The organism is Streptomyces luomodiensis (assembly GCF_031679605.1).
GTDB classification, from domain to species: Bacteria; Actinomycetota; Actinomycetes; order Streptomycetales; family Streptomycetaceae; genus Streptomyces; species Streptomyces luomodiensis.
In genome coordinates, this window is record NZ_CP117522.1 from 2,218,604 (window position 1) to 2,243,839 (window position 25,236).

General features: G+C 64.6%; 18 protein-coding genes and 7 pseudogenes. 12 read left to right on the forward strand and 13 right to left on the reverse strand.

Annotated features, from left to right (window positions below):
• Positions 1–309 precede the first annotated feature (309 nt).
• Both PS467_RS09410 and PS467_RS42070 read right to left on the reverse strand, forming a co-directional pair.
• Positions 310–681: a hypothetical protein gene (locus tag PS467_RS09410; RefSeq protein WP_311034884.1), complete on the reverse strand. Its 372-nt coding sequence runs from the start codon at positions 679–681 to the stop codon at positions 310–312.
• Positions 682–1,165: 484 nt separating this feature from the next.
• Positions 1,166–1,612 (reverse strand): ATP-binding protein, encoded by a 447-nt coding sequence (locus tag PS467_RS42070; RefSeq protein ID WP_432280727.1) that lies wholly within the window; start codon positions 1,610–1,612, stop codon positions 1,166–1,168.
• A gap of 830 nt (positions 1,613–2,442) precedes the next feature.
• Between PS467_RS42070 and PS467_RS09415 the strand changes: the two genes are divergently transcribed.
• Both PS467_RS09415 and PS467_RS42075 read left to right on the forward strand, forming a co-directional pair.
• Positions 2,443–2,928 carry a transposase gene (locus tag PS467_RS09415; protein WP_311034885.1) on the forward strand — a complete coding sequence of 162 codons (486 nt, stop codon included), beginning with the start codon at positions 2,443–2,445 and terminating at the stop codon, positions 2,926–2,928.
• Positions 2,925–3,023 (forward strand): annotated as a pseudogene (locus PS467_RS42075) (IS5/IS1182 family transposase); the annotation flags it as partial. The gene PS467_RS09415 and the pseudogene PS467_RS42075, both read left to right, overlap by 4 nt.
• Before the next feature lie 63 nt (positions 3,024–3,086).
• Here the strand turns inward: PS467_RS42075 and PS467_RS09420 are convergent.
• The 4 genes and pseudogenes from PS467_RS09420 to PS467_RS09430 all read right to left on the reverse strand — a co-directional run.
• A pseudogene (locus PS467_RS09420) lies at positions 3,087–3,804 on the reverse strand (methyltransferase domain-containing protein); the annotation flags it as partial.
• A gap of 91 nt (positions 3,805–3,895) precedes the next feature.
• Positions 3,896–4,300, reverse strand: a pseudogene (locus PS467_RS42080) (GNAT family N-acetyltransferase); the annotation flags it as partial.
• Positions 4,301–4,416: 116 nt separating this feature from the next.
• Positions 4,417–4,981: pseudogene (locus PS467_RS09425) on the reverse strand (transposase); the annotation flags it as partial.
• A 287-nt stretch (positions 4,982–5,268) separates the two neighbouring features.
• Positions 5,269–6,126, reverse strand: a complete 858-nt coding sequence (locus tag PS467_RS09430) for a hypothetical protein (protein ID WP_311034886.1) — start codon at positions 6,124–6,126, stop codon at positions 5,269–5,271.
• 535 nt (positions 6,127–6,661) lie between these two features.
• Between PS467_RS09430 and PS467_RS09435 the strand changes: the two are divergent.
• From PS467_RS09435 to PS467_RS42085, 5 genes and pseudogenes are all read left to right on the forward strand, one after another.
• A pseudogene (locus PS467_RS09435) lies at positions 6,662–7,480 on the forward strand (IS5 family transposase).
• 91 nt (positions 7,481–7,571) lie between these two features.
• Positions 7,572–8,075 carry a hypothetical protein gene (locus tag PS467_RS09440; RefSeq protein ID WP_311034887.1) on the forward strand — a complete coding sequence of 168 codons (504 nt, stop codon included), beginning with the start codon at positions 7,572–7,574 and terminating at the stop codon, positions 8,073–8,075.
• Between the two features lie 120 nt (positions 8,076–8,195).
• A complete protein-coding gene (locus PS467_RS09445; protein WP_311034888.1) occupies positions 8,196–8,690 on the forward strand; it encodes a hypothetical protein in 495 nt (164 codons plus the stop codon).
• Positions 8,691–8,751: 61 nt separating this feature from the next.
• Positions 8,752–9,327, forward strand: a complete 576-nt coding sequence (locus tag PS467_RS09450; protein WP_311034889.1) for a hypothetical protein — start codon at positions 8,752–8,754, stop codon at positions 9,325–9,327.
• The gene (locus tag PS467_RS42085; protein ID WP_432280728.1) at positions 9,218–9,685 is read left to right on the forward strand and encodes a helix-turn-helix domain-containing protein; all 468 of its coding nucleotides are present in this window, start codon (positions 9,218–9,220) and stop codon (positions 9,683–9,685) included. The genes PS467_RS09450 and PS467_RS42085 overlap by 110 nt, the downstream gene beginning before the upstream one ends.
• Positions 9,686–9,707: 22 nt before the next feature.
• On the opposite strand, the gene PS467_RS09455 is transcribed toward PS467_RS42085, so the two are convergent.
• The 3 genes and pseudogenes from PS467_RS09455 to PS467_RS09465 all read right to left on the reverse strand — a co-directional run.
• Positions 9,708–10,241 carry a hypothetical protein gene (locus PS467_RS09455; RefSeq protein WP_311034890.1) on the reverse strand — a complete coding sequence of 178 codons (534 nt, stop codon included), beginning with the start codon at positions 10,239–10,241 and terminating at the stop codon, positions 9,708–9,710.
• Positions 10,242–10,886: 645 nt separating this feature from the next.
• On the reverse strand, positions 10,887–11,366 hold the full coding sequence (locus PS467_RS09460) for a GNAT family N-acetyltransferase (RefSeq protein WP_311039800.1): 480 nt from the start codon (positions 11,364–11,366) through the stop codon (positions 10,887–10,889).
• Between the two features lie 12 nt (positions 11,367–11,378).
• A pseudogene (locus tag PS467_RS09465) lies at positions 11,379–12,503 on the reverse strand (IS256 family transposase); the annotation flags it as partial.
• A 665-nt stretch (positions 12,504–13,168) separates the two neighbouring features.
• Here PS467_RS09465 and PS467_RS09475 point away from each other — a divergent pair.
• From PS467_RS09475 to PS467_RS09485, 3 genes and pseudogenes are all read left to right on the forward strand, one after another.
• Complete coding sequence (locus tag PS467_RS09475) at positions 13,169–13,537, forward strand: IS3 family transposase (RefSeq protein ID WP_311039801.1); 369 nt, start codon at positions 13,169–13,171, stop codon at positions 13,535–13,537.
• Complete coding sequence (locus tag PS467_RS09480) at positions 13,425–13,937, forward strand: integrase core domain-containing protein (protein WP_311034891.1); 513 nt, start codon at positions 13,425–13,427, stop codon at positions 13,935–13,937. Before PS467_RS09475 ends, PS467_RS09480 begins: the two co-directional genes overlap by 113 nt.
• A gap of 27 nt (positions 13,938–13,964) precedes the next feature.
• Positions 13,965–14,392 (forward strand): annotated as a pseudogene (locus tag PS467_RS09485) (IS30 family transposase); the annotation flags it as partial.
• Positions 14,393–14,465: 73 nt separating this feature from the next.
• Here the strand turns inward: PS467_RS09485 and ltrA (PS467_RS09490) are convergent.
• The 3 genes from ltrA (PS467_RS09490) to PS467_RS09500 form a co-directional block, all read right to left on the reverse strand.
• Positions 14,466–16,238 (reverse strand): group II intron reverse transcriptase/maturase, encoded by a 1,773-nt coding sequence (gene ltrA, locus PS467_RS09490; RefSeq protein ID WP_432280559.1) that lies wholly within the window; start codon positions 16,236–16,238, stop codon positions 14,466–14,468.
• 683 nt (positions 16,239–16,921) lie between these two features.
• Positions 16,922–17,730 (reverse strand): IS5 family transposase gene (locus PS467_RS09495; protein ID WP_311034892.1). Its coding sequence is split into 2 segments (ribosomal slippage): positions 16,922–17,391 and positions 17,391–17,730, totalling 810 coding nucleotides; the frame shifts between segments, so codons are not numbered across the junction.
• A gap of 85 nt (positions 17,731–17,815) precedes the next feature.
• Positions 17,816–18,163: a hypothetical protein gene (locus tag PS467_RS09500; protein ID WP_311034893.1), complete on the reverse strand. Its 348-nt coding sequence runs from the start codon at positions 18,161–18,163 to the stop codon at positions 17,816–17,818.
• Positions 18,164–19,021: 858 nt separating this feature from the next.
• Between PS467_RS09500 and ltrA (PS467_RS09505) the strand changes: the two genes are divergently transcribed.
• Together ltrA (PS467_RS09505) and PS467_RS09510 are read left to right on the forward strand one after the other, a co-directional pair.
• Positions 19,022–20,794 carry a group II intron reverse transcriptase/maturase gene (gene ltrA, locus PS467_RS09505; protein ID WP_432280559.1) on the forward strand — a complete coding sequence of 591 codons (1,773 nt, stop codon included), beginning with the start codon at positions 19,022–19,024 and terminating at the stop codon, positions 20,792–20,794.
• A 415-nt stretch (positions 20,795–21,209) separates the two neighbouring features.
• Complete coding sequence (locus PS467_RS09510) at positions 21,210–23,348, forward strand: ATP-binding protein (protein ID WP_311034894.1); 2,139 nt, start codon at positions 21,210–21,212, stop codon at positions 23,346–23,348.
• A 418-nt stretch (positions 23,349–23,766) separates the two neighbouring features.
• Here the strand turns inward: PS467_RS09510 and PS467_RS09515 are convergent, their stop codons facing one another.
• A complete protein-coding gene (locus PS467_RS09515) occupies positions 23,767–25,020 on the reverse strand; it encodes a hypothetical protein (RefSeq protein ID WP_311034895.1) in 1,254 nt (417 codons plus the stop codon).
• Positions 25,021–25,236 lie beyond the last annotated feature (216 nt).

A 25,236-nucleotide genomic window follows, 5' to 3' on the forward strand; every position in this document is an offset into this window, starting at 1 on the left:
AATGCGGCAAGATCCCCAAACCATCGCCGAGCCCGTACTCCCATCCGTTCGATGTGACCGTCGGCGACTCACCGGAAGCACCCCGCCGATGATGCAAGGGGCCTCTTCGGGAATGGGCCGTTCCCTTTCTGCTCACGCCAGCCATACGCCTGCCACGGGTCTCGGCGCGTACTTGGCATCCGCCAGCTGCGCAACTTACCCCACCAAAGATGCCTCGTCCGTCATCAGCTTGCGCAAACGGTCCGGTCACCATGAGATCCAACACTCCAAGCAGTGAAGCGATGGTCCAAACGCCAACGCGTCGCGCAGTCAACATGTTCCGGCATCATGCATGTAGAGATACGAGACCTTCCATACAGAGCCCTTACGCAGCACTGTAGCGTCAGTCCTGAAGTGGCTGCCCGGAACATCGTTCTTCAGCTTTCCATCAAGCCTGTACTGAAGCCAATCGGTACCATCCACGCAATCTCGCAGTCTTACCTTATGAGCGGCCACCATGACGACCTCAGGATTAATGCGCGGCGTTCCCTTGACGACTACCTTCTCTTTCTTGGCGTTTTTCAAGCCGTGCTTTATCAATTCTAGGGCTCCGTCTGTCGCGTGGTCGTCCAACAGCGGAGAGCCCGCGTCGGATGTGGCCGATGCGGCGACCAGGTCCCGCCACATGGCCCGGTAAGCCACTCGGGCATCACTCTCGGACTCATGAGCGATGTGCGATGAGCTGTTCGAGGTTGAGACTGAAGGCTCGCGTTTGACAGGTGACGCGCCGTCTGAGTCCGCTCCCGAACAACCGATCGCACATAAGTTGGCAACCAAGGTGACTACGGGAGCAATCCAGCACCTTGTCATATGTTCAAGAGTCCACACAGGCCCCCACCTTCTGCTCAACAACAAAGAAGAGAGTAGCAGGCCCCTTGGCCTAGGCTGCACAGATTCTCGCGCCGGCAGGACATCAATCCTCGCATGAATAGATCCCACCACCGCTGCGCAACTATGAAAATCGCATTTCATACCTGAGGCGGCATCACCAATGCAGGTCAATCAGACTTCCAGCGCATGCCTACCATTTTATGGTGCACACTCAGGGAACGCGTTGGCGCAGCCGCACGCCAAATTTGAGCCTCCGCAATACTTTTCGTTGAATTTAGATTGCGAGAAGTCACTTTCATCGTTTAGCCACTCCAGCCCCCCCCGATGCGGTAAGGATTTCCATCCAGGCGACTTTCGCACCGCCCCCTGACGGGCGGAACCCCCATCGGCCGCGCGCAAACGCCTCTACGATCTGCAATCCGCGCCCCCGTTCCGGCAACTCCATGAGAGTCTTCGCCCCACCGTTATGCGATGAGGGCATAGCCGGTAGAAACGAATTACTGTCTTGGATCTCAAAGATGAACGAGCTGCGTTTGCGAATGAGGCGCATCTCGTACGGACCGTGTGCGTGTTCCAAAGCATTGGCCGTGAGTTCCCACGCCGCCATTACCGCCTCTCCGATGGTCTCATCGGGGATCCGTAGCTCGTGCAGTGCGCACCGCAACGCAACGCGACATTGTGAAGCGTCATGGTGGGTTCTGCCCGTCCAACGCCAAATCAATACCTGGCCGCCGTCTCTCATCTGTGTCACAGCCGCATCCTTCGCGCAGTTTGGGCTGCCCACAGAGATAGGCCGCCGAGGGCGTTTCTGGACGCAAACTGTATGGTGCTCGTACCGCTCGACAGGAGTGATGCGGCGACGAAACAAATTTCGACCATGTGGACTCCTGCGAATGGTCCGCGAATGGAACGCAACCACGACACCACAGATCAGTTCTAGAGCGGAATAACCACGTGGAGTGAACTCTGCCTGTCGCCGAATCACGACACAAAGCTTTTCGCTGACACAGAGATCGACGCCTTCACTCGTCGATTACGAAATCACTCGCTTCTCTGATGGATCGTTTACAACGACAGGGACGACCCATAACCAGATATTATTCGGCTACGCTTCGGAGACCCGTGAAGAAAGGCGCAATCTGCGAGCGAGTCGCGGGCACCATACACGCGAAGGCCTCGACCGGACCCTGACAAAGAGACGGCACGCCACAACCGACACCTCTGGGCATTGCCCGCGCATGGGAGCAGCCCCTGGCCGGGCTGGCTCGTGGCAGCTGTAATAGAAAAGCAGGGCGTCGTCTGCCTCGGCGCCACAACTCATGTCGAGGACATCCAGCGAGTCGGCTTCCGGCGGTAAAGTGGGCTGTCAGGCAAGGCTGATCAGATGCTGCCCCCCCTGCGGGCCGCTTGCGGGCAAGAAGGTACTCCGTCGTCGAGGCCCCGGATTCTGCTGCCTGCACCAGCTCCCGTTCCAAGGGCGTGGGTATATCTCCCTGGTCGAGTCCTGCCGAGTACACGGCCCGCGTTCAGGATTCCCTCAGCGGGGACCTCCAGGCGTTCTTGGCAGGATGGATGAGCGAGCACCTCTCGGGCGACGTACCCATTGCGGCAACGGGTCCGTCTTCAAAGATCATCCGGGTGGTAGATCATGGGGTCGTGGTACGTCGTCATGAACTCACTGATCAGGAGTGGGAGTTACTCGCTGCTGATACCCCGGGCCGCGACGGGGCGGCCCCGCGTGGAGGACCGGCAGGTCGTCAACGGGATGGTCTACAAGATCGCACCGGGATCTCCTGGCGTGACTTGCCGGAACGCTACGGGCCGTGGAAGACCGTGTACACCCGCTTCCGCTGCTACGCCCTCGACGGCGTCTTCACACGGGCCCTGCAGCAGATCCAAGCCCACGCCGACGCGGCCGGCGACATCGACTGGCTGGTCCAGATCGACTCCACCATCGTCCGCGCCCACCAGCACGCCGCCGCCACCGGCCGAAATGGGGGCGACATCGGCAGGACGAACCGGACGATCACGCCCTCGGCCGATCCCGAGGCGGGCTGACGACCCAGATTCACCTCGCCTGCGACGGCAAGGGCCGCCCGCTCGCGATCCTGGTGACGCCCGGCCAACGCCACGACAGTGTCTGCGCACGCCCTCTGCTGGAACGGATCCGTGTTCCCCGCACCGGCCTGGGCCGGCCTCGGTGCAAGCCCGGCCACCCGCGGATCGTCGGCGATGCCCCTGCGCAGCGGCATGAAGGTGTTCACTCCGGAGCCGATGCTGCGCCAACGGCCTTCGACTTCGCGCTCGAAGGCGATCGAGCGGGAGACGCTGCCGCGCAGCCGCAGCGGTGAGAGCAGTCGGCCACCGGGAGCAAGCTGGTCGAGCCAGGCGTGGGCACCGCGTGGGCGCCGACGGTCGCCACGATCCGGTCGTAGGGGGCGTTGGCGGACCCTGGGCGCCGTCGCCGAGGACGGCGGTGACGTTGTCCAGGCCAGCGGCCTTCAGGCTGGTGCAGGTGCCTTCCACGATGTCGTCGTCCACGTCGATGGTGGTGACGTGCCCCTGCTCGCCCACAAGGTGTCCGAGCAATCCGGCGTTGAAGCCGGTTCCGGCCCCCAGCTCCAGTACCTTCATGCCAGGCTCGACGTGGAGCTGTTCCAGCATCAGGGCGACGATGTCGGGCTCGGAAGCACAGCTGATCGACCGACCGGCGCTGTCGTACTTGGTGTCCACCGTGGTGTTGGAGTACGTTTTCTCCAGAGGCGCCTGGGGGACGAAGAGGTGACGGGGCACGGCCCGCATCGCCTGCTCCACCCGCGCGGTGCGGATGCTGCCGCCCTGGACCAATTGGTCTACGAGGCGGGCACGCAGGGCATCGGGGTTGGTCTCGATGGTGTCGCTGTTCACCCCGGTGACAGTAGTGGCCGCCTCGCCCGCGCCGAGCGGAGTCATTATCAAGATCTGTGGATCGGGTCGGGCGAGGCGACTTGGTGGACATCCTGGCCTTGATGTCGTTCTCGCCGTGACGAGTGACTTCGTGCAGGCCCAGTCGCCGGTAGAGGGTCTGGGCTCGCTGGCTGACGACGAGGACGTCCAAGGTGAGGTCCCGGCCATGCTGGTGAGCCTGATGCAGGAGGCTGCGGATGAGCTGGCTGCCGATACCGCGTCCCTGGTGGTCGGGGTGGAACTCGATCCGCGCCAGGTAGATCTCCGTCGGCCGGTGCTCGACGTGGAGCATGCCGGCGTCCGCGCCGTCGGCGGTGATGATCCGCCATCGGACCGGGATGAGCGTGCGGGCGTGGAAGTCGCGTTGGATCTGTTCGTCCCAGCCCCAGATGGCCGCGACGTAGGCGCCCATGACGGCTTTGTGCAGCTGGAAGCAGTACTCGCTGTCCGCGGATGTGGCCGACCGCAGGCCGATGGCGGTCATGCGGTCTGCTCCTGGAGCCGCTCGACGAGTAGGCCGCGTTCGAAGCGGGCTCCGGCGCGGACGAGGGCGACGAGGTGGGGTGCGTTAACCGCCCGCCATCGCTGCTGGGCCGAGGCCTCCTCCAGGCAAACGTTGAGGTGGATGCCCTCGGCCCACACGTACACAGAGTCGTCCTCGGACAGGTCGCGGTCCATGAAGGCGGCGTGATCAGCCTGCCACTGCTGAGTGAGGCGGGTGACGGTCGCCGGCGAGAGCCCGGCCGCCGAGCCGAGGAACTGCTCCAGAGCCGGGACGAAGTCGCTGGAGGACAGGCCGTGCAGGTAGAGCAGTGGCAGCACCTCGCTGATCTTCGGGGACTTGCGGCACCACGGCGGCAGAATCGCGGAGGAGAACCGCTTGCGCTCACCCGTGGCCTCGTCAACGCCCTTGTCGTTCACCCACGGGGGCCTTCACCTCGACCACGCCGGCCGCGATGGTGGCCTTCCGGGGCTGGTGGTAGCCGTTGCGGACCACGAGCCGCCGGCCGGTCTCGTCGCGCTGGTCAGCCAACTCGCTCATGTAGGCGTTGAATTCGACCTCCAGGGCCGCCACGAGCATCCGCCTCGCACCCTCCCGGACGATCTCGTCGATCGAAGAGGAGCCGTTGGCGGTGGTGCCGTCGTCGTTGACTACGCTGAGCACGGGCGTGCCTTCCCGACCGGTGCTGCGAACACCGGCCCACTCGATGACCATCAATCGATCACTCGGGAAGGTACGCCCTTCGCGTGCTCCCCGAGCTCCGATCCACAGGTCTCGAGCATGGATCACGTGGAGAACTGACCACGTACTGCGCGGCTGAGGGTGCGGCGCGGCGGCGGTCACTGAGGAGTTGATGGAGGCACGTGTACGCCAGTATCTAGATGGCTCCCACCAAAACCGTGTCTTACGTGGTGAGGCAGGTAGGACTCTCCAGCCTCACCGAGGAATGATCAAACAGATGAGCCGCCCCGCAGTCGGCATTCGTCCGCGGTTGAAGACGACCGCAACCAACAGCGCCACCACCGGCAGCAATGGGACGAGTGCAGCGTCGGGCAATCCGAGGACGGCCGCACCGGCCATGACCAGCACGACCACGGCCCCCACCACGACCACCCGCAATTGCTCCTCGGCGCAGCCGGCGCCACACCGGCGAGTTGATCTGCGTCGAGAAGGTCGCCGATACGGCCCTCGGCGTAGCGTTCGGCGATTGTCAGCAGCATCACGATGAGGTCTTCAAGGGCGCGGCGCGGCTCGGAATCCTGCCGCGCTTCGGCCTTTCGTAGCGCGCCCACCACCAGTGTGGCATGTGCCTTGAACTGGCGCTCGTTGTGCCGTCTGGCTCTAGCGCGGCGGGTGCGATGGGCCCTCCAGATGGCGCGCTCAACCGGTTCCATGGAAACTCGCGGGACCTGACAGTCCGGCTGGGTTTCCTCCCAGCGACGAAGAACTGTGGTGCACTGGGCTGCGACCGTCAACAGCGCAACGACAGGCCAGCAGCGCCGGTACTCCATTCGCGCACTTTCCTTGCCCGAGTACCCGGCGAGGGCCTCCAGATCGAAGGATGCATACGTGACTCTGCTGCCAGAGCTGGTCAGGTTTATTCGTTTGAGGAGCCGCGCTTCAGCGGTCAAGAGCAAGGCAAAGAAGAGAAGTACCGTTACTCTGTCGATCGCGTATAAGTCCCAGTGACGCACCGACATCGGCACAGCTACGATGCTGCTGAGCAGTGACTGCGCCACGCCAGGCTGCGGTCCAGGATCCGCGCTCAACCGCAGATGCTCCCAGTCGGCCATGTCATCGACGTGCACCAAGGCGAATAGCAACAAGACAAACCGCAGTGTCTTGATTGGCGTGGCCAGAGGCAGAGCGCGCCACCAACGCACGACATACTGAGGGGCCAACCCGTGGCCGCCGACCCGATCTTGTATTCGAGGCGGCAGCAGCAGTATCTGCGCGAGAAACGGGCCAGCTCGACGCCCCCCGAGGCGGCGCGTAGTCGCTCGAAGCGGTCCAGCGACGCCGACCACCAGCGCTCAATCGGTCCAGGAATATGGATTAGAACTATCCCGACCACGAGCACAAGCTCGACAGCCACAACGAAGTAACCGATCAACACATCGACAGTCTCACGTATCACAGCGGCAGCGACGGTCGAAACGCGATGAACCGGCAACGAGGACGGCACATTCGGCATGAGTCTGATGCAGAGGCAGCACCCCTGACCGGATGTGACCGGAGGCGCCTGGGCCACTCCTGCAGCTACTGCGGTCGACTCATCCGCCTCACCACGCAGGACACGGTCTAAGACCGTGTCCTGCGTGGTGAGGCGTCGTTGACCTCGGTATGGGACGGGGTACGTGGAGTCGGATTGTTCCGGACGGGTTGTGGGAGATCGCGAAGCCGCTGATCCCGCCGTCGAGGGTGCGGCCGCAGGGCGGTGGAACGCAGGACACGCCTGATGAGACGTTGTTCGCGGCCATCATCTATGTGCTGGTCAGTGTTGCGCCTGGCGGGCTCTGCCGCCCTGCTTCGGCATATCGAAGTCGACCGCTCACCGCCGTTTCCTGATCTGGTCCAAAGCCGGCGTCTGGGGTCGCCTGCACGAAGCCGTACTGCACCGGCTCGACGATGCCGGCCTGATCGATGTCACCCGCGTCGTCCTCGACACCGCCCACGTGCGGGCGAAAAAAAGGGGGCGGACACACAGGTCCGAGCCCCGTGGACCGGGGCAAACCGGGTTCCAAAATGCACATCCTGTCGGACGCGAACGGGCTGCCCCTCCTCGTCGGTGTCTCGGCCGCCAACACCCACGACAGCGAAGGGCTGAAGCCCATGGTGGAGGGTCACCAAACGAGACACGACCCCCACCGCGGCCGGTACTTCAAGCCCCAGCGCCTGCATGCAGACAACGCCTACGACCGGGCTGATCTGCGCAGATGGCTCCGATGGAAGCACATCGGAGTACGCATCGCCCGCAAAGGCATCGAGTCCAGCGAACGCTTAGGGCGACGCCGGTGGGTCATCGAGCGCACCATGTCGTGGCTGTCCGGATACCGCCGACTTAGCCCCCGCTACGAACGCGATCCCCGCAACTACCTGGCCTTTCTCGGACTCGCCGCCACCCTGTGCTGCTACAAGAGGCTCGTCCGCCTCACCACATAGGACACGATCTAAGCCCGAGAACGCCGGTGCAACTGGCCGACCGTGGGCTCGATCAGCCCCGGTGATGCTCAGCTCCCGGCAGGATGAGGCCATGGAAGCGGAGACGTTGGCGGGGCTTTTTGGTTTCGTAGGAACCCTCGTTGGCGCCGGGGTGTCCTTATGGGCCACGGTGATCACTCAGCGGCAGCAGGCCGAGGCGACGGCGGATCGACGGGAGGAGGCCAGGGCCACGCTGATCGCGGAACGCAGCAGAGCCGCAGGCGAGAAGGCCCTGTCCGAGTTGTACGACCTTCGTCGACATATCTCCCAGCGCCAGCGTGACCTCGCGTCAGAAGACCGAAAGCTCTGGATCCGAGCCGGTGAAGCCCTCGCCGATCAAGCCGAGCTTGAAGCGGGGCTCATGCCGCAGGCGGAAGAGGTGCGGACGCGCTTCCGGGAGGCGCTAGAAGTGACCCGAGTCTCGATGCACGTCGAGATCCAAGAGTCGTCGGACCAGCCGGGCGAGAGCAAGACCAATACGGACCACGCCATCGACTCGACCTCCTCTCGGCGTACCTGCGAGAAGAGCCGCTGCCCGAGCCCACACATGCGGTAGAGCACCATCGGTTCCAACGGGCTCGGTACGACTTGGAGAACCCTCCGGATGAGCCTGCGACCCTTTCCTGGGACCTGTGAACTACCGTCCCGGTTGAGTCGCCCCGAGAGGATGATAGCCATGCAGGCAGAGACGTTGGCGGGATTGTTCGGCCTCGGAGGTGCCCTCGTAGGTGCGGCGGTCTCCACGGGAGCGGTCGTCTGGCAGCAGCGGAAGATAACCCGCGAGGCCGAACGCGCGCACCTGCTGGGCCTTGCGGAGAGCGCCGCGAACGAGTGCATCCGCATGAGTTATGAACTTGTGGATCACTTCCACCCTGAGACCAGAGTGCATCCGCGAGCCAGCGAAGAGGACCGGCGGCAGTGGCGTGAGGAGTTGAAACGAAAGTTCAGGGTGCTCGAAGAGCAATCTCTGAGATTTTACGATGATCAAGTCCGCAGGTTCTTGGTTCGGGTCAACTACGCGCTCATGTGGGAGATTCCCTATCACGATCGCGAGCACAGCCACGCCGTATGCGAGCAGATCTGCAGGGACATCTGCGAAGTCATGGGGACGGTGCTGCGCCGTCAACCATTCCCCAGGGAGGTCTGGGGGCGCTATCCGGAGCGGTCATGACGGCCGTCACGACTAGTCGGCCTTGGTTTCGCCGAGGGAGCCGACCTGAGAGGGGGACGACGTGGAAGCAGAGGTGTCAGCGGGGTGGATCGGCCTGATCGGGGCCTCGGTCGGTGCTGGGGGCGCCCTCCTGGGCGGGTGGTTCCAGCAGCGGCACCTGGCGAAGATGGCCCGGGAGCAGCGGGAGGATGCCCGGAACGATCTCATGGAAGAGCGTGGTAGAGCCGCAGCCGACAAGGCCCTCGCCGTGCTGTACACCCTGCGCAGCCACATCCTCACATGGAAGACGGGCTGGTCCGCAGTGGAGCGGGTCCACTGGGTCCAAGAGGGTCACACCTATACAGATGACGCGGAGCTGAACACTGCCCTCATCCCGAAGGCCACCGAGCTGAGGAAGCGTTTCAGGGACGCGCTGGGTGCCATCCGCAGGTCCATGTTCGTTGATGCCCATGAGGCAAGGAACGAGCCGTACCTGAGCGAGTTCGACACGGAACATGCGATCGAGCTGCTCTCGGCCTACATGCGTGGTGACGACCTGCCTCAACCCACCCTCCGGGAGGAGCGGGCGGGCGTGGACCGCGACATGCGGCAAAGGCTCCACGAAGACGAGGAGCGCCGTCGCTCGGACCCGTCATGACACCCGCCAGCAGCGGTACTTGCTTTCCCTAACGAACGACCGCATAATCGAACACAGTAGGACATGTACGTCCTCGTGCGGGCCCCGCCCTCTGGAGGTTCCGGGCCTTTCACATGCTCGGGAGGGCTTCAGTGGGGACGAGATCTGTCTGACGGCCCGTGAGGCCGCCGAGCTGACGGGCGTCAGCACGGTGACGGTCTATTCGTGGGTGCGCCGAGGTCACCTGAAAGTCGAGGACCTCGATCACCGAGACCAGAAGCTCTTCCGTCATTTCGACGTCGCCCGGGCCGAGATGGCCACTCGGGGCAAGGCGAAGCGCGTGTTGGCGCCTGCGGCCGGATTTCAGAAGCCGACCTAGGGCCGATCACCCTCCGCCCTTCTTATCTACGATTCACACCCGTCAAACAGCACATCCAACTGACTAGCCACCCCCGCTTCCAGGGGTCGTCCTCTGGGTTAGCTGCCGTGAACGCCAGCAGCCGCGGATACTGATCAGCAGCTTGCCCTTCAGCTTGGATATCATCCCAAACCCGCGCGAAGGGCCAGCGACGCATGTGTGACTGGATCCCCTCCTTCCAGACGCCCCACGTCCGGTGAGTGATCGAACCTGCGGCCCGCGCATTCAGCTCCGCCTCACAGTGTCGAAAATATGACCGGGCAACCGCCTCGTCCATAGGAGAGACACGTCTCCGGCGCTGCCCGTCCCTCGCTCCTTTCGGACTCAGCCGCTCCATGAGTTCCCAGTAGCGCTGCTCAAAGCGGTCCTCGAAACTCATGATCCGGAGCTTGCGGTTCTTCCGTAGCCCGCAGAGTCCGACGAGCACGCCGAAAGCAATGATCATCTGGGCGACAGGCACGACGACATCGACAAGGATTGCGTCAGACGCGGCCAAGGCGTCTGCAAGCTGATGCATGTCTCCCATAACACGGCACCTGCGAAAACCTGGCTATACGGAACCGGCCAATCGGGTGACGCCCTCGTGACGGCCGTCAGCTCCTGACCGGTCACCCGTCACCACACGCGTGTGAGGGGGTGAGCCGGCTGTGGCCCGGACCTTCTCCGCAGAGAATGAGGAGCGCCTCCGTCAGCTCCATGCTGACGGCGTCAGCAGGAACGAGATCGCCCGTCAAGATGGAGTGGTCCGTCGGGACCATCACCAACCACGCCCAGCGCCTCGGGCTCTCCTTCGACAGGGAGGCCGTCAGGGCCGCCACTGACGCCCGTCAGGTCGATCTGAAGGACAGGCGTCAGCGGATCCAGGAACGGCTCTGGATCTCGCGGAGCGGGCCATCGACCGGGCCCAGGGCCGATACCTCCTGACGGGCTTCAGCCACACCGGTGGCCGACACGCTCACCGTCATCGACGATCTTCTTCTGAATGGGAGCTGACTCATGGCGCGTACCGATGTGCCTCTGTCCAGCCTGGTGGGCAACGGCTCTCTGGCCGACCCCGCCGGGACCAACCTGGACGTCACCAACGACCACTCGATCAACGTCGCGGTCTGACCCACCCGGAGGAGTTCGTCGAGTAATAGTCAAGATTCGTGGATCGGCGAAGTTATCGTCTGATGCTCCGGTGCCATCGGATCTCGCCGTCGGGCCATTCGTCGGTGGGTGTGAGCCCGGCGGCAGTGGCGACGGCGGCGGATGCCCGATGTTCGGGGTGGATGTGGGCGATGACGGTGTGCACCAGCTGCTGGCTGAGCCAGTCGACGAGTCCTCGGGCTGCTTCGGTGGCGATGCCTCTTCCCTGCCACGGGGTTCCCACCACCCAGGCGATCTCGGCGATGGGGCCGTGGCCGGAGGGGCTGACTGTCGCCTGGACGGTGCCCGTCAGGCCGGCCTTGCCACGGAGCCGGATCACCCAGTTCAGCCAGGAAATGGCCGGATCGGGAGAGCCTGCGGTCATGCGCTGGTAGCGCGAGCGCAGGGCTTGCGGGGTGTCCGGAGTGCCGCCGATGAAGGTGTGCAGGGCCGGGTCGGACAGTACGGCGGCCATCTCCTCGGCGTGCTCGACCTGCAGCGGCAGCAGGTCCAGCCGCTTGGGGCCTTCGACGAGCTGGCCGCGTTCGAAGCGGGCTCCGGCACGGACGAGGGCGACGAGGTGGGGCGCGTTCATGGCCCGCCACCGCTGCTGGGCGGACTCGACGAGCTTGAACCCCATGGCCAGGCGGCGGTGCGGGAGCCGGCCCCGCGGGTGACCTTGGTCCGCAGCCGGACGGTGGAGAAAGTCGACTCGATGGGGTTCGTGTGCGTAGGTGGATCCAGTGCTCGGCCGGGAAGTCGTAGAACGCCAGCAGCTGGTCCTGGTCGTCGGTGATCTTCTTGACCGCCTTGGGGAATTTCGAGCATGGCGTCCAGAACATTGGCCGATTTGTGAACCCAGCACCTTTGCCCGCGGGTTTCGGGAAACACCTCCGCCAGAGCCTTCCAGAAGCCCAGGGCGCCGTCCCCGACCGCGAGCACCAGGGCTCGCATTCCCCGGCGGGCGCAGTCCCGCAGCAGGTCGACCCACGACTCACCCGACTCGCGGTAGCCGTCCGTGAGCGCGACCAGCTCTTTGGAACCATCGGCCCGGACTCCGATGAGTACCAGGACGCATGCCTTGGCCTCCTACAAGCGGACGTTGAGGTGGATGCCGTCGGCCCACATGTACACGTAGTCGACCTCCGCGAGGTCGCGGTCCATGAAAGCGGCATGATCGGCCTGTCACTGCGTCGTCAGCCGGATGACCGTCGTCGCCGAGAGCCCAGCGGGCGAACCGAGGAACTGCTCCAGAGCGGGCACGAATTCGCCGGAGGACAGACCGTGCAGGTAGAGCAGCGGCAGCACCTCGCTGATCTTCGGCGACTTGCGACACCACGGCGGCAGGATCGCCGAGCTGGACCGCTTGCGCTCGCCCGTGGCCTCGTCGACGCGCCTGTCGTTCACGCGCGGTGCCTTCACCTCCACCACGCCAGCCCCGGTGACGACCTGCCGGGGCTGGTGATAGCCGTTGCGCACCACCAGACGGTGCCCCCCTGCCGTCGCGCTCATCGACCAACTCAGGTATGTACGCGTTGACTTCCGCCTCCAGTGCGGCGGCGAGCATCCGCCGTGCGCCTTCCCGAACGATCTCATCCAGCAGCGAGCTGCCGCTTGGCGTGATGCTGTCCTCGTTGACTACCGTAAGCACGGGCGTGCCTTCCCGACCGACGCTGCAACGTCGGCCTTGCTCGATGACCTAGCGATCGATCCATCGGGAAGGTACGCTTCCTTCCGCCAGGAGTGATCCACAGGTATTGAGCATTACTCCCGAGCGTGGACGAGGCGTTGTCGCTCGTTCCCATGACTACCTCTTTCGCCAGTGTTGACAAGGCGCTTTGGTCCTCACGCGGGAGGCCCAAGCGGTTCCAGTGGAAGATCAGATGATGGGCGAGCACGGCGCGCAGACCCCTGAAAGGTGTCTTTATTGCGGTACGGTGGTTGATCTGGATCTTTTCGATCGCCCAAGTATGGGCGTGATCTCTGATCGTGGCTCTGCGACTTCTCTACCTGATCTTCTGCCGACTCCTTGACTGCCTCTTTGTGCTGGGTCGATCGACCGCGGCGAACAACGCTGAGATCCTTGCTCTCCGCCATGAGGTCGCTGTGCTTCGCCGGCAGGTGGAGCGGCCGCGGCTCTCGTGGGCTGATCGTGCCGTGCTCTCTGCTCTCGCCCGGTATCTGCCACCCGTCTTACGTCGCTATCGGCTGGTCACTCCAGGCACCCTGCTGACCTGGCACCGTCGTCTGGTGCGCTGGAAATGGCGACAGGCACCAGCGAGGCCCGGTCGGCCACCGTTACCGGAAGAGATACTCGTGCTCATCCAGCGCCTGGCGAGAGAAAACCCGACCTGGGGGTACGTCAGGGTCCAGGGCGAACTGCGACGGCTCGGTCATCGGGTCGCCGCAGCCACCATCCGGCGCGTCCTACGCCGCTCCGGCCTGCCGCCCGCACCGCAGCGAGCATTTCAGCAGACCTGGCGTACTTTCCTCCGCTCCCAGGCCCACACGCTGCTCGCCTGCGACTTCATGCACGTGGAGACCGTCTTCCTCAAGCGCTGTCTTCTTCGTCATGGAAATTGCCACTCGGCGCGTCCGTGTCCTGGACGTCACAGCCCGTCCCACCGACGCATGGGTCACTCAGCTCGCACTCAACCTGCTCATGGACCTCGGCGACAGCACTGAGTGCTTCCGCTTCCTCATCCGGCACAGGGACAACAAGTTCACCGCCGCCTTCGCCGACAACGGCACAGCCGTCATCCCGACACCGCCGCAGAGCCCACGGTCCAACGCGTTCGCCGAACGATGGATACGCACAGCCCGCGCGGAATGCACCGACCGACTCCTCATCACCGGCGAACGACACCTGTGTACGGTCCTCACCACGTACGCCGAGCACTACAACGCGGGACGGGCCCACCGCAGCCTCGACCTACGTGCTCCAGACGACGACCCGAACATCATCCCCCTGCCCGCCGCCACGGTCAGGCGCACGCAGATACTCGGCGGACTGCTCAACGAGTACCACACCACGCCACCTCGACCGCCACACCATCCACAGGAAACGCCCAGCTCAGCAGCCTGATCGGAATATTGACACCCTTCAGGCAGGTCAACCATCGGCTCCCTCGTCGAACGCTCCCCGCTACCTGATGCTCGTCCACCTGCCCACCGGACACAGCACCATGGCTACGCGGACCGGCCTGATCAAGACCGTGAAGACCCTCCCCTCACACCTGATGCGGTCCATCACCTGGGACCAGGTCTCGGAGATGGCCGCCCACCGCGCCTTCACCATCGCCGTCGACATCCCGGTCTACTTCTGCGCCCCGGCCAGCCCCTGGCAGCGCGGCTCAAATGAGAACACCAACGGCCTGCTGGGACAGTACTTTCCCAAGGGCACCCGACCTGTCCGTTCACACCCGCGATGACCTGGACACCGTGGCCGCAGAACTCAACAGCCGCCCACGCAAAACGCTCGGCTGGGAAACCCCAGCCGAGCGATTGGCTAAGTCGGGTAGCCGGATCACGTTGCCGTGACCCGGCCCCCTCAGAACCGGACGTGCCAGTTATCCCGGCATCCGGCTCAAGCAAGCCACGTGGGCTTCGCAGGTCAGCAGGTTGTTGTGGTCCGTTTGCCGTCGCCCGCATGGTGCTGGCGGTGGCATTCGGAGTGCACGAGGCGAAGGTTGTTCCGTTCGTCCGAGCCGCCGTGTCGCCGGTAGGTGAAGTGATGCTTGTGGAGCATCTTCTTCGAAGCCGCGAACCAGTTGATCCACTCGCGTGGGCTGTCCGGTTCGTACTCGGCTCCGGCGATCAGCGCCTGCTTGCAGAGGGGGCAAAGCCCCTGCTGCCGGACCGCCAGGACAAGACTCGTCTTGTCCATCGGCGGTGGCGCCTTTCTGCGGCGACGGTCCTGCCAGTACTCGGCGAGTGCAGGGTCGTCCGGGGACGATCCGCCCTTGACGAGCTGGTGGCGGACGATACCAGTCCAGGAGAACTTGGGCAGGAAGGCGCCGCTGTCGCGGTCGCCGAAGACCCAACGGTCCTGCCTGGACGGGTGGAACCTGCCGAAGTACCGGTCCACAACCCAGTACCTCGACTTCTTGGGATGGCCTCGCCTGGCCCAGTTCCAGGTCAGGCGCCACATGTAGTGGTCCAGCGACGCAAACGTCGTCGTGGAGGACATCGCCCGGTAGTAGGCTGCCCAACCGCGAACGATTGGGACGAGCCTGCGCAGTACGGCCTCGACGTTGTTCCCGTGAAGGGCTTTCACCTCGGTCCGCAACCGCTCCCGGAGCCTCTTGCAGGCCGCCGTGCTCGGTTTGATGATCAGCTTGCCGCCCATCCGGCGGGCGGTGAAACCGAGGAAGTCGAACCCCTCGTCGAGGTGGACGACCTTGGTCTTCTCCTCGTTGAAGCGAAGACCTCTCGGCTTCAGCCAGTCCTCCAGCCGGGTCCTGACCTGGTGCACCTGGGCTTCGTCGTGGCAGAGCACCACGAAGTCGTCGGCGTACCTCACCAGCACGGGAGTGCCGGGGGACGCGCCAGGTTCTCGCCCGGCTTGCGCCACCCTGTATTGGCACCCTGCGGCCTGTTCCAACCCGTGCAGAGCGACATTCATCAGCAGCGGACTGATCACACCGCCTTGAGGAGTTCCCTCTTCCGTCGGTGCGAATCGACCCCGGTCGACCACTCCCGCCTTGAGCCAGCCCCGGATCAGGTCCCTGGCGGGGAACTGGCCGATGGAGGACATCAGGTGGTCGTGGTCGATGCGGTCGAACGCCGCCGACAGGTCCGCGTCCAGCACCCACTGACGTTTCGAGGCCTTGCCCTTCACCGTCAGGAAGATCGCCATGATCGCGTCCTGGCAGCCGCGGCCGGGCCGGAAGCCGTAGGACCTCGGCTCGAACCGCGCTTCCCACTCGGGCTCCAGCGCGTTCTTCACGCGGGCCTGGAGCACCCGGTCACGGATGACCGGGATGCCGAGCGGTCGCTGTTTCCCGTTGCTCTTGGGAATGAATACTCGCTTGACTGGCCTGGCCTTCCAGGGCTGGGACGACCGATGGATCTCGGCTGCCAGCTTGCCCCTCGCCGCAGGGGTGAGGGCTCGCTCCCCGTCGATGCCGGCGGTCTTGCGACCACTGCTCTGCTGCGTCACCCGCCTCACGCTGACCAGCGTGTTGCTCCGGCTCCGCAGCATGAGCTTCTGCAAGTTGCGGACCTTCTTCAGGTCCCCGTCCTGCGTCGCCTTGAAGATCCTCTGCCTCAGTCGCCGTACGTTCTCCTCGCACTCGGCCCAGTCGATGCCGTGCCAGTCGAGGGTGTCGTCCTCCGGTCCGTTCACCGCAGCCGCCGAAGGCTCAGCCAAGACCGTGCCCCCCAATTCGCGCCTCCAGTACCTAACTTGTCCTTCGGTTCAGACGTCCTTGCAGCGGTGACTTCAAAGGCTCACCAGATCCACGTGGGCTCCCTTTCGGGCCGGGCCACCAGGGCCCGTATCCGGCGAGTTATACGGGAAGCGGGTGAAGGTCCCGTTCTCCCGGTTTCCTCTGGCCTTTCAGCCCACCGGCCTTCGCTTCTTGGATCATCCTTCTCCCGCCGGGGAGTTCAGCTCTCCTTGCGGTCGGCCTACCAGACTCTCCGCCTGGACCTCGACGGGGTTTCCACGTTCCGCACCAGTAAGACGCGGCTGGGGTGGGCGCCCCCTTTGCCCCGGGACCAACGGTGTCCTTCCCTTCAGGTATCAGCCTCCTGAGGGGCGCTCGATGCCTCACAGCATCGGGTCCTGTGACCGCCGCTTGCATGCCATCGCGCGGTCTTGAAATCACGGGGCGTCGTCAGGGGTTCACTCACGTTCGCCCGTCCAGCCTTCCCCTCGCCTGTGACTCCTCGATGGCCGAGGCGTCCTTGGGCTTGAACGCTCAGCTTCACACCCCGCCGTTGCCAGCGACGCATGTGAGCGGGGGGACGGGCCTTGGACACTGGCCCGAAGTTCAGCCGATCGATACCCCCTTCACTTGGCTGTCCTTACTTACTTGGAGCGACCTCGTGTCGCACCTGATCGTTTCAGAATGAGATCCGTAGGCGGCGGAGGCATATGAGGCTGCAAGCCAATTCGAGCAGTCCCTGATGGAGATCAGCGCGTCGCTCGTAGCGGATGCGGAGCCGTTTGAACTGGTGCAGCCAGGCGAACGCGCGCTCGACTACCCAACGAACCTTGCCCAGTCCGGAGCCGTGGGCGACGCCGCGTCGGGCAATCACTGGTTTGATGCCGCGTCTCCACAGCAGGCGTCGGTACTTGTCGAAGTCGTAGCCCCGGTCCGCGTACAGGCGCCGAGGCTTGCGACGGGGGCGTCCCCGCACGCCCCGGATCGGCGGGACCGCGTCCAGCAGGGGTAGGAGCTGGGTGACATCGTGCCGGTTGCCGCCGGTGAGGGTGTCAACGAGCGGGGTTCCATGTAGGTCGACGATCAGGTGGTGTTTGGAGCCAGGGCGGGCGCGGTCGACGGGCGACGGGCCGACGTGATCCCCCCTTTGAGAGCCCGGACATGCGAGCCGTCCACGGCGCAGTCCTCCAGATCCAACAGGTCGGCGCGGCGCAGCTCGCTCAGCAAGGCAGCGTGCAGACGTGGCCAGACGCCGGCCTCGGTCCAGTCCCGCAGCCGACGCCAGGCCGTCACCCCGGAACAGCCCACCGCCTCCGCCGGGACATCACGCCAGGCGACACCCGTCCGCAGCACGAACAGGACGCCGGCGAGCGCCGTTCGGTCAGGAACACGCAACCGCCCCGGATGGCGACGCCGCCGCTCGGGAGTAGGCGGCAGCAGCGGAGCCACCCGCTCCCACAGATCGTCAGGGACAAGATCAGCACGCACTCCGGACACCCTGCCGACCAAGATCGCCGAGCACAAGACCTGCGGCTCACCTCGCGCTGAAGCGATCAACAGACGTACGGCAAGCTCAGCAGGACGGCGCGCAGTGCCGTGTCGTCGGTGGACCGGCCAGGACATCGAAGCCGTATCCAATGGCTGCGAGCCCCGCGACGGCCGCCACCAGTGCGATCGCGGTACGCCATCGGCCCCGTACAACGACGAAAACAGCCAGGGCAGCAGCGGTCCCGCTGAGCACCAGGACCGGCAGGCCCAGCCAGAGCACGTCCGGATTGGTCTCGCCCTCGAAACCGCCGAAGAGGGCCCTCCGGCCGTACGGAAGCCAGGCCGCGAAGCCCGCCAGGCAACCGAATACTGCTGTCAGGCACCCCGCGGCGCCTATGGCGGCTTCACGCCGGGTCGTCTGTTCAGCTTCCATATGATGAGAGACGCCTCGCAGTCACTGGAAAGTTCCGCTGACCCGGACGAGTCCGGCCCTGCGTCCGCGGCAGCAGGGCCACGCGCCCCCACAAGTCGGAAACGAAAGCAGCTCGCGCCCGGACGCCCTATCGACCAGACTGTCGAGCCCAGCCCTACGGCTCACCGCATTCTGAAACGATCAGGTGCGTCACGAGGTCGCTCCAAGTAAGTAAGGACAGCCAAGTGAAGGGGGTATCGATCGGCTGAACTTCGGGCCAGTGTCCAAGGCCCGTCCCCCCGCTCACATGCGTCGCTGGCAACGGCGGGGTGTGAAGCTGAGCGTTCAAGCCCAAGGACGCCTCGGCCATCGAGGAGTCACAGGCGAGGGGAAGGCTGGACGGGCGAACGTGAGTGAACCCCTGACGACGCCCCGTGATTTCAAGACCGCGCGATGGCATGCAAGCGGCGGTCACAGGACCCGATGCTGTGAGGCATCGAGCGCCCCTCAGGAGGCTGATACCTGAAGGGAAGGACACCGTTGGTCCCGGGGCAAAGGGGGCGCCCACCCCAGCCGCGTCTTACTGGTGCGGAACGTGGAAACCCCGTCGAGGTCCAGGCGGAGAGTCTGGTAGGCCGACCGCAAGGAGAGCTGAACTCCCCGGCGGGAGAAGGATGATCCAAGAAGCGAAGGCCGGTGGGCTGAAAGGCCAGAGGAAACCGGGAGAACGGGACCTTCACCCGCTTCCCGTATAACTCGCCGGATACGGGCCCTGGTGGCCCGGCCCGAAAGGGAGCCCACGTGGATCTGGTGAGCCTTTGAAGTCACCGCTGCAAGGACGTCTGAACCGAAGGACAAGTTAGGTACTGGAGGCGCGAATTGGGGGGCACGGTCTTGGCTGAGCCTTCGGCGGCTGCGGTGAACGGACCGGAGGACGACACCCTCGACTGGCACGGCATCGACTGGGCCGAGTGCGAGGAGAACGTACGGCGACTGAGGCAGAGGATCTTCAAGGCGACGCAGGACGGGGACCTGAAGAAGGTCCGCAACTTGCAGAAGCTCATGCTGCGGAGCCGGAGCAACACGCTGGTCAGCGTGAGGCGGGTGACGCAGCAGAGCAGTGGTCGCAAGACCGCCGGCATCGACGGGGAGCGAGCCCTCACCCCTGCGGCGAGGGGCAAGCTGGCAGCCGAGATCCATCGGTCGTCCCAGCCCTGGAAGGCCAGGCCAGTCAAGCGAGTATTCATTCCCAAGAGCAACGGGAAACAGCGACCGCTCGGCATCCCGGTCATCCGTGACCGGGTGCTCCAGGCCCGCGTGAAGAACGCGCTGGAGCCCGAGTGGGAAGCGCGGTTCGAGCCGAGGTCCTACGGCTTCCGGCCCGGCCGCGGCTGCCAGGACGCGATCATGGCGATCTTCCTGACGGTGAAGGGCAAGGCCTCGAAACGTCAGTGGGTGCTGGACGCGGACCTGTCGGCGGCGTTCGACCGCATCGACCACGACCACCTGATGTCCTCCATCGGCCAGTTCCCCGCCAGGGACCTGATCCGGGGCTGGCTCAAGGCGGGAGTGGTCGACCGGGGTCGATTCGCACCGACGGAAGAGGGAACTCCTCAAGGCGGTGTGATCAGTCCGCTGCTGATGAATGTCGCTCTGCACGGGTTGGAACAGGCCGCAGGGTGCCAATACAGGGTGGCGCAAGCCGGGCGAGAACCTGGCGCGTCCCCCGGCACTCCCGTGCTGGTGAGGTACGCCGACGACTTCGTGGTGCTCTGCCACGACGAAGCCCAGGTGCACCAGGTCAGGACCCGGCTGGAGGACTGGCTGAAGCCGAGAGGTCTTCGCTTCAACGAGGAGAAGACCAAGGTCGTCCACCTCGACGAGGGGTTCGACTTCCTCGGTTTCACCGCCCGCCGGATGGGCGGCAAGCTGATCATCAAACCGAGCACGGCGGCCTGCAAGAGGCTCCGGGAGCGGTTGCGGACCGAGGTGAAAGCCCTTCACGGGAACAACGTCGAGGCCGTACTGCGCAGGCTCGTCCCAATCGTTCGCGGTTGGGCAGCCTACTACCGGGCGATGTCCTCCACGACGACGTTTGCGTCGCTGGACCACTACATGTGGCGCCTGACCTGGAACTGGGCCAGGCGAGGCCATCCCAAGAAGTCGAGGTACTGGGTTGTGGACCGGTACTTCGGCAGGTTCCACCCGTCCAGGCAGGACCGTTGGGTCTTCGGCGACCGCGACAGCGGCGCCTTCCTGCCCAAGTTCTCCTGGACTGGTATCGTCCGCCACCAGCTCGTCAAGGGCGGATCGTCCCCGGACGACCCTGCACTCGCCGAGTACTGGCAGGACCGTCGCCGCAGAAAGGCGCCACCGCCGATGGACAAGACGAGTCTTGTCCTGGCGGTCCGGCAGCAGGGGCTTTGCCCCCTCTGCAAGCAGGCGCTGATCGCCGGAGCCGAGTACGAACCGGACAGCCCACGCGAGTGGATCAACTGGTTCGCGGCTTCGAAGAAGATGCTCCACAAGCATCACTTCACCTACCGGCGACACGGCGGCTCGGACGAACGGAACAACCTTCGCCTCGTGCACTCCGAATGCCACCGCCAGCACCATGCGGGCGACGGCAAACGGACCACAACAACCTGCTGACCTGCGAAGCCCACGTGGCTTGCTTGAGCCGGATGCCGGGATAACTGGCACGTCCGGTTCTGAGGGGGCCGGGTCACGGCAACGTGATCCGGCTACCCGACTAAGCTCCTGGCAACAGCCAGTTGATCAGCGGTGTTGCGACGACCCCTCGAATCTGCCCGTCCCAGCCTCCAGGTGTCCACGATCAAGGGGAGGCTTCACTGCCGCTTTCAAGGTGACCATGCGGGACCACGACACCAAGCGTCGCAAGCCTTAGCGCTGCCGAGTGAGCGCTTCAACCGTACTTTGACGCACGTTGCCTGGGGCCACGGATCGATCCGCAAGGGGCAGATCATCGTCCAGCGACGCATATCGGTTGTACACAAGGAGAGGATGTCCTACGGGAGCCGTCACGGACGCCTTCGGAGGAGAACTGATGCGGGGGGAAGACCACGGTCACAACGAGTTGAGCGGCACGGTACACGGATCTGCTGTACAGGCCGGAACGGTGTATGGCGGCATCCACATGCGCATCGGCACTGAGGCTGCGGGGCAGATACAGCAGACGCCGTGGCAGTTGCCGCCGTTAGTGCGCATTACTGACCGTACAGAGGAGTTGTTCGCGCTGGAGCAGCATCGGGCCCGCACCGCTCGCGAGGGCTATCCTGCACTGGCTGCAGTCAGCGGTCTGGGTGGGGTGGGCAAGACGGCAGTCGCGCTAACCTGGTTGCACGCTCTGCGCCCTCAGTTTCCGGGTGGTCAACTCTATGCAGACCTGGGCGCGCAGTCTCCAAACGGACCAGCAGATCCTGACGAGGTGGTTGCCGGCTTTTTACGCACTTTGGGCGTAGCAGCCAAGCAGATGCCTTCGGCCCTTGCTGACCGGGCGGCAATGTACCGTTCGTTGGTGGCAGACAGACAACTTGTAGTGCTGCTCGATGACGCTGCCACTGCAGCCCAGGTTCGGCCGCTACTGCCAGGCGGTCAGAACGTGACTGCCGTGACCAGCCGTCGGCGGATGCCGGGTCTGATCGTGGACGGCTGCTACGCGCTGCACCTCGAACCTCTCGCGACGGAGGCCGCAGTCGAGCTGTTGGAGATCACCCTCGCCGACGGCCGCGTGGCCGCCCAGCCCGACGAAGCTCGCGCCTTGGTCAAGCTATGCGCAGGACTGCCGCTGGCGGTACGTGTCGCCGGCGCTCGGCTTGCAGCGCGCCCACGGCGTGAGATCACTACAATGGTGCGTGCGCTGACGGAGGAACGTGGCCGTTTGGAGGCATTGGCCATCGAAGGGGACCACAATGTACGGGCGACATTAGACCTATCATATCGGGGGCTGACGCCCGAGGCGGCTCGCCTTTATCGTCTCATGGGTCTCCATCCGGGGTCGGAATTCGGGACTCCAGTGGCTAGGGCAGCGCTGGCAAGTGATGCGGCAGAGTTACTCGACATGCTCCACGATGCGAATCTGCTCGTTGATGCTGGAGAGGAACGATATCGGTTCCATGATCTCGTACGGCTGCATGCCGCCTCGAAGGCCGAGGAGGAAGAATCGTCCCAGGAACGCGTCGCGGCATTGCGTCGCATGTTCGACCACTATCTCGCCACTGCCACTCGGGCCGAGGAGATCGTCGACCCTCAGCATCGGACGATGCCGCGCAGCTATGGTGCGGGCTCGGTGATCACGGCTGACCTCGGTGACGACGCCGAGGGTGCCCTGGACTGGCTGGAGCTTGAACTGCCCAACCTGATGACCGTGATACAGCGCGCCCGCCCTGCGGGCTTCCCGGCCGTCGCCTGGCAGCTCGCAGACGCGCTGTGGCCCCTCTTTCTCCGGCGTAAGTTCTACGACCAGTGGCGCGCCGCGCACAGTGAAGGACTCGCGGCAGCGGAGCAGTTAGGAGACACAGCTGCCCAGTGCCGGATGCTCACCTCCGGTGGGGTGGGTGAGCTTGGTTTGGGAAGCCACGAACGAGCCCTGGAGATGTTCGAAAGCGCGGCACGGATGTTTCGCATGTGCGGAAACACCCTTGGCTACGCCCGCGCGCTTAACTACCAGGGACTGGCACATCAAAGGCTTGGTCGACTGGATAAGGCATCCGAGCTTTTCGCTCGCGCCGCAGTGGAGTTACCCGCGTGCGGCGATCGACGGGCTGGCGGGCTGGCTCGGCTGAATCTCGCCGAGGTCGCCCTCGCGAGGGGTCTCCCCGAGAAGGCGACCGCCGATGCTGATGCCGCCTACGTCACGCTACGGGAAGTGGGTGACATGTACAACGCCGCGCGCGCGGCCACTTTACTTGGCCGCGTGTACCTTGCGCGGGACCTCCTCGATCCGGTAGAGGACCTCCTCTTCACGGCACTCAGCACCTTGCGTGGCGTTGCCGCTGACTATGAAACGGCCCGCACCTTGGAGTCCCTAGCCCAACTGGCCGAGCGGCGCGGACAGCAGGACGTCGCGCGGGATTATTATCGAGAAGCACTCGACCTGTATTCCTCGGTGGGTGGTTCTGAATCGGCTGGTGCCCAGACGGTGCGGACCCAGCTCGCACAGCTGGAAAGTCGTTCTGGGGACTGAAGCTGCACTACTCGTACCGTCGCCGATTCCAGGGTTGCTACTGGTAGCCCGGCCACCAGCCACGTGTGGGCCAGCGAGGCACAGATGCCCCACGGCGGTATCGCCGATAACGGCCGTGCCCGGAAGCTCAGTGTGAGGCCGTCGCATCCAGTCCACATCCAACACCTGGGGCCTCGATGCACGGCGATCACCAACGCGCCGGGATTGCGTGTACGCAGTTTGGCAATATCCTGCTGCCCCGTACCCGTGGCCAGCAGTACATCGGCGAGCAGCGACCACGTGCCCGCAGTGGGAAGCTCGAGGCGCAGATGCTCGTCCACGACCATGGCGCCTGAGGCCGGGTGTTTCAGCACGACCCGAGTACGGTGGGCTGGACCTTTCCCCCGGGTCGCCTCGGACAGGACAACGGTCAGCGCCGTCATGACACGACGCTGCCAGGTTCGTCGTAGCGAACAGTGAACGGCAATCGCGCAGGCTCAGTGACCGGCCGGGCGGCGGGTGGGCGCAGGCGCAACTTCCGATACATCAGCGCACGCATTTTGCGGGCGAACTGTCCCGGCTCTGAAGTGATCCGACCAGCGACCCGCTCGTAGCGATGCGACTGGTATGCCGCGGAACTGCGGTTGAGCTGCCGGCGAAGGGGGCGGTCGTCGAGCAGTCGAGGCGCGATAGAGCTCAACTCAGCCATGGGCGAAGCGGAGTCCACATCAGCTTCGGGTAGACAAGCCAGTAGCACAGGAACACCGGTCATTGCCCCATAGAGCGTGACGGATCCGTGGTCACCCACTATGTAATCTGCAGCGACAAGCGCCCCGACCCAGTCGGTGTCCTGGCTAACCACCGTGAGTCCCAAGCGGGCGAGGTCAGCCAGCCAGCTACGAATCTGCCATTCGCTGTGGGCGTTCCATACGTGCGGATGCAGGAGCACGGCAACGCGAAACTTTTCCCGAGGCAACTCGCTTACCAGCCGTTGCAGTAACTCCCACCGCTGTCCGAGCAGAGAGTGAGGCCCCCAGGTGGAGCAGGCCAGAATCAGCCGCTGGTGCGCCCTGGTGCGCAGGGCCTCGCGGTATAGCGCTCGGCAGGCCAAACTGACGGTGATGCGGTCGAAGCAGGGGTCCCCCACCACCTCCGCAGCAGGCAGAGCCTCGGGGCATTCGCGACCGAGCCGGGTGAGCTCCTCGTGGTGTGCCAGAACGATCGTCTCGGGTACCAGCACACCGTCCCGAATGAGCCGCTGCCTGCTAAGGCCGTAGACACCTCGGTTAGCCACCAGATGTCCTCGGCGCGCGCCGGGCACAATCTTGTTATGCCCGGCCCCGTGCGGGAGCACGATCACGGGAGCGTGCAGTTCATGGAGGCTCCCGTAGCCCGCCGCGAGGGCAAGGTCGAACTGTATTTGCACGGCCTGGCTCCACGGCAACACCAGCCCCTTGAGCCCCTCCAGAAAGGCAGCGACGCCGTTACTGAACACGTCGGGGGCCGAGGTGAAGAACAGTTGTATCCGGCAGTCACCCTCCAGGAGACGGATCGCCTCCAGCAGTCTCTGCCCGGCGGTCACAGTGTGCACCACAGCCAGGACCTTTCTACGGATCCGGCATGTGGCCCAGCGCTCAACATCCAGACGCACCGGCACGTGAGGCCCATGCACGTCGTGCGTTACTACGCTCATCGAAGTCAGTCCCCCGGTTCCTTCCTCCGGACCGATCACTCGGTCCAGCCGTCAGTGACGGTTTGCTGCCACTGACATGTAGGTGCCCCCAGAGGGTGGATGGATAGCTTGCAGGAATCCTGCACTCCATTTTCCGAAAATGACCATGGCGAGATGTGCGCCCGTCACGCTCCCATGCGCCTCTACCCGCTACCCCCGGATAGGAAGCGACGATAA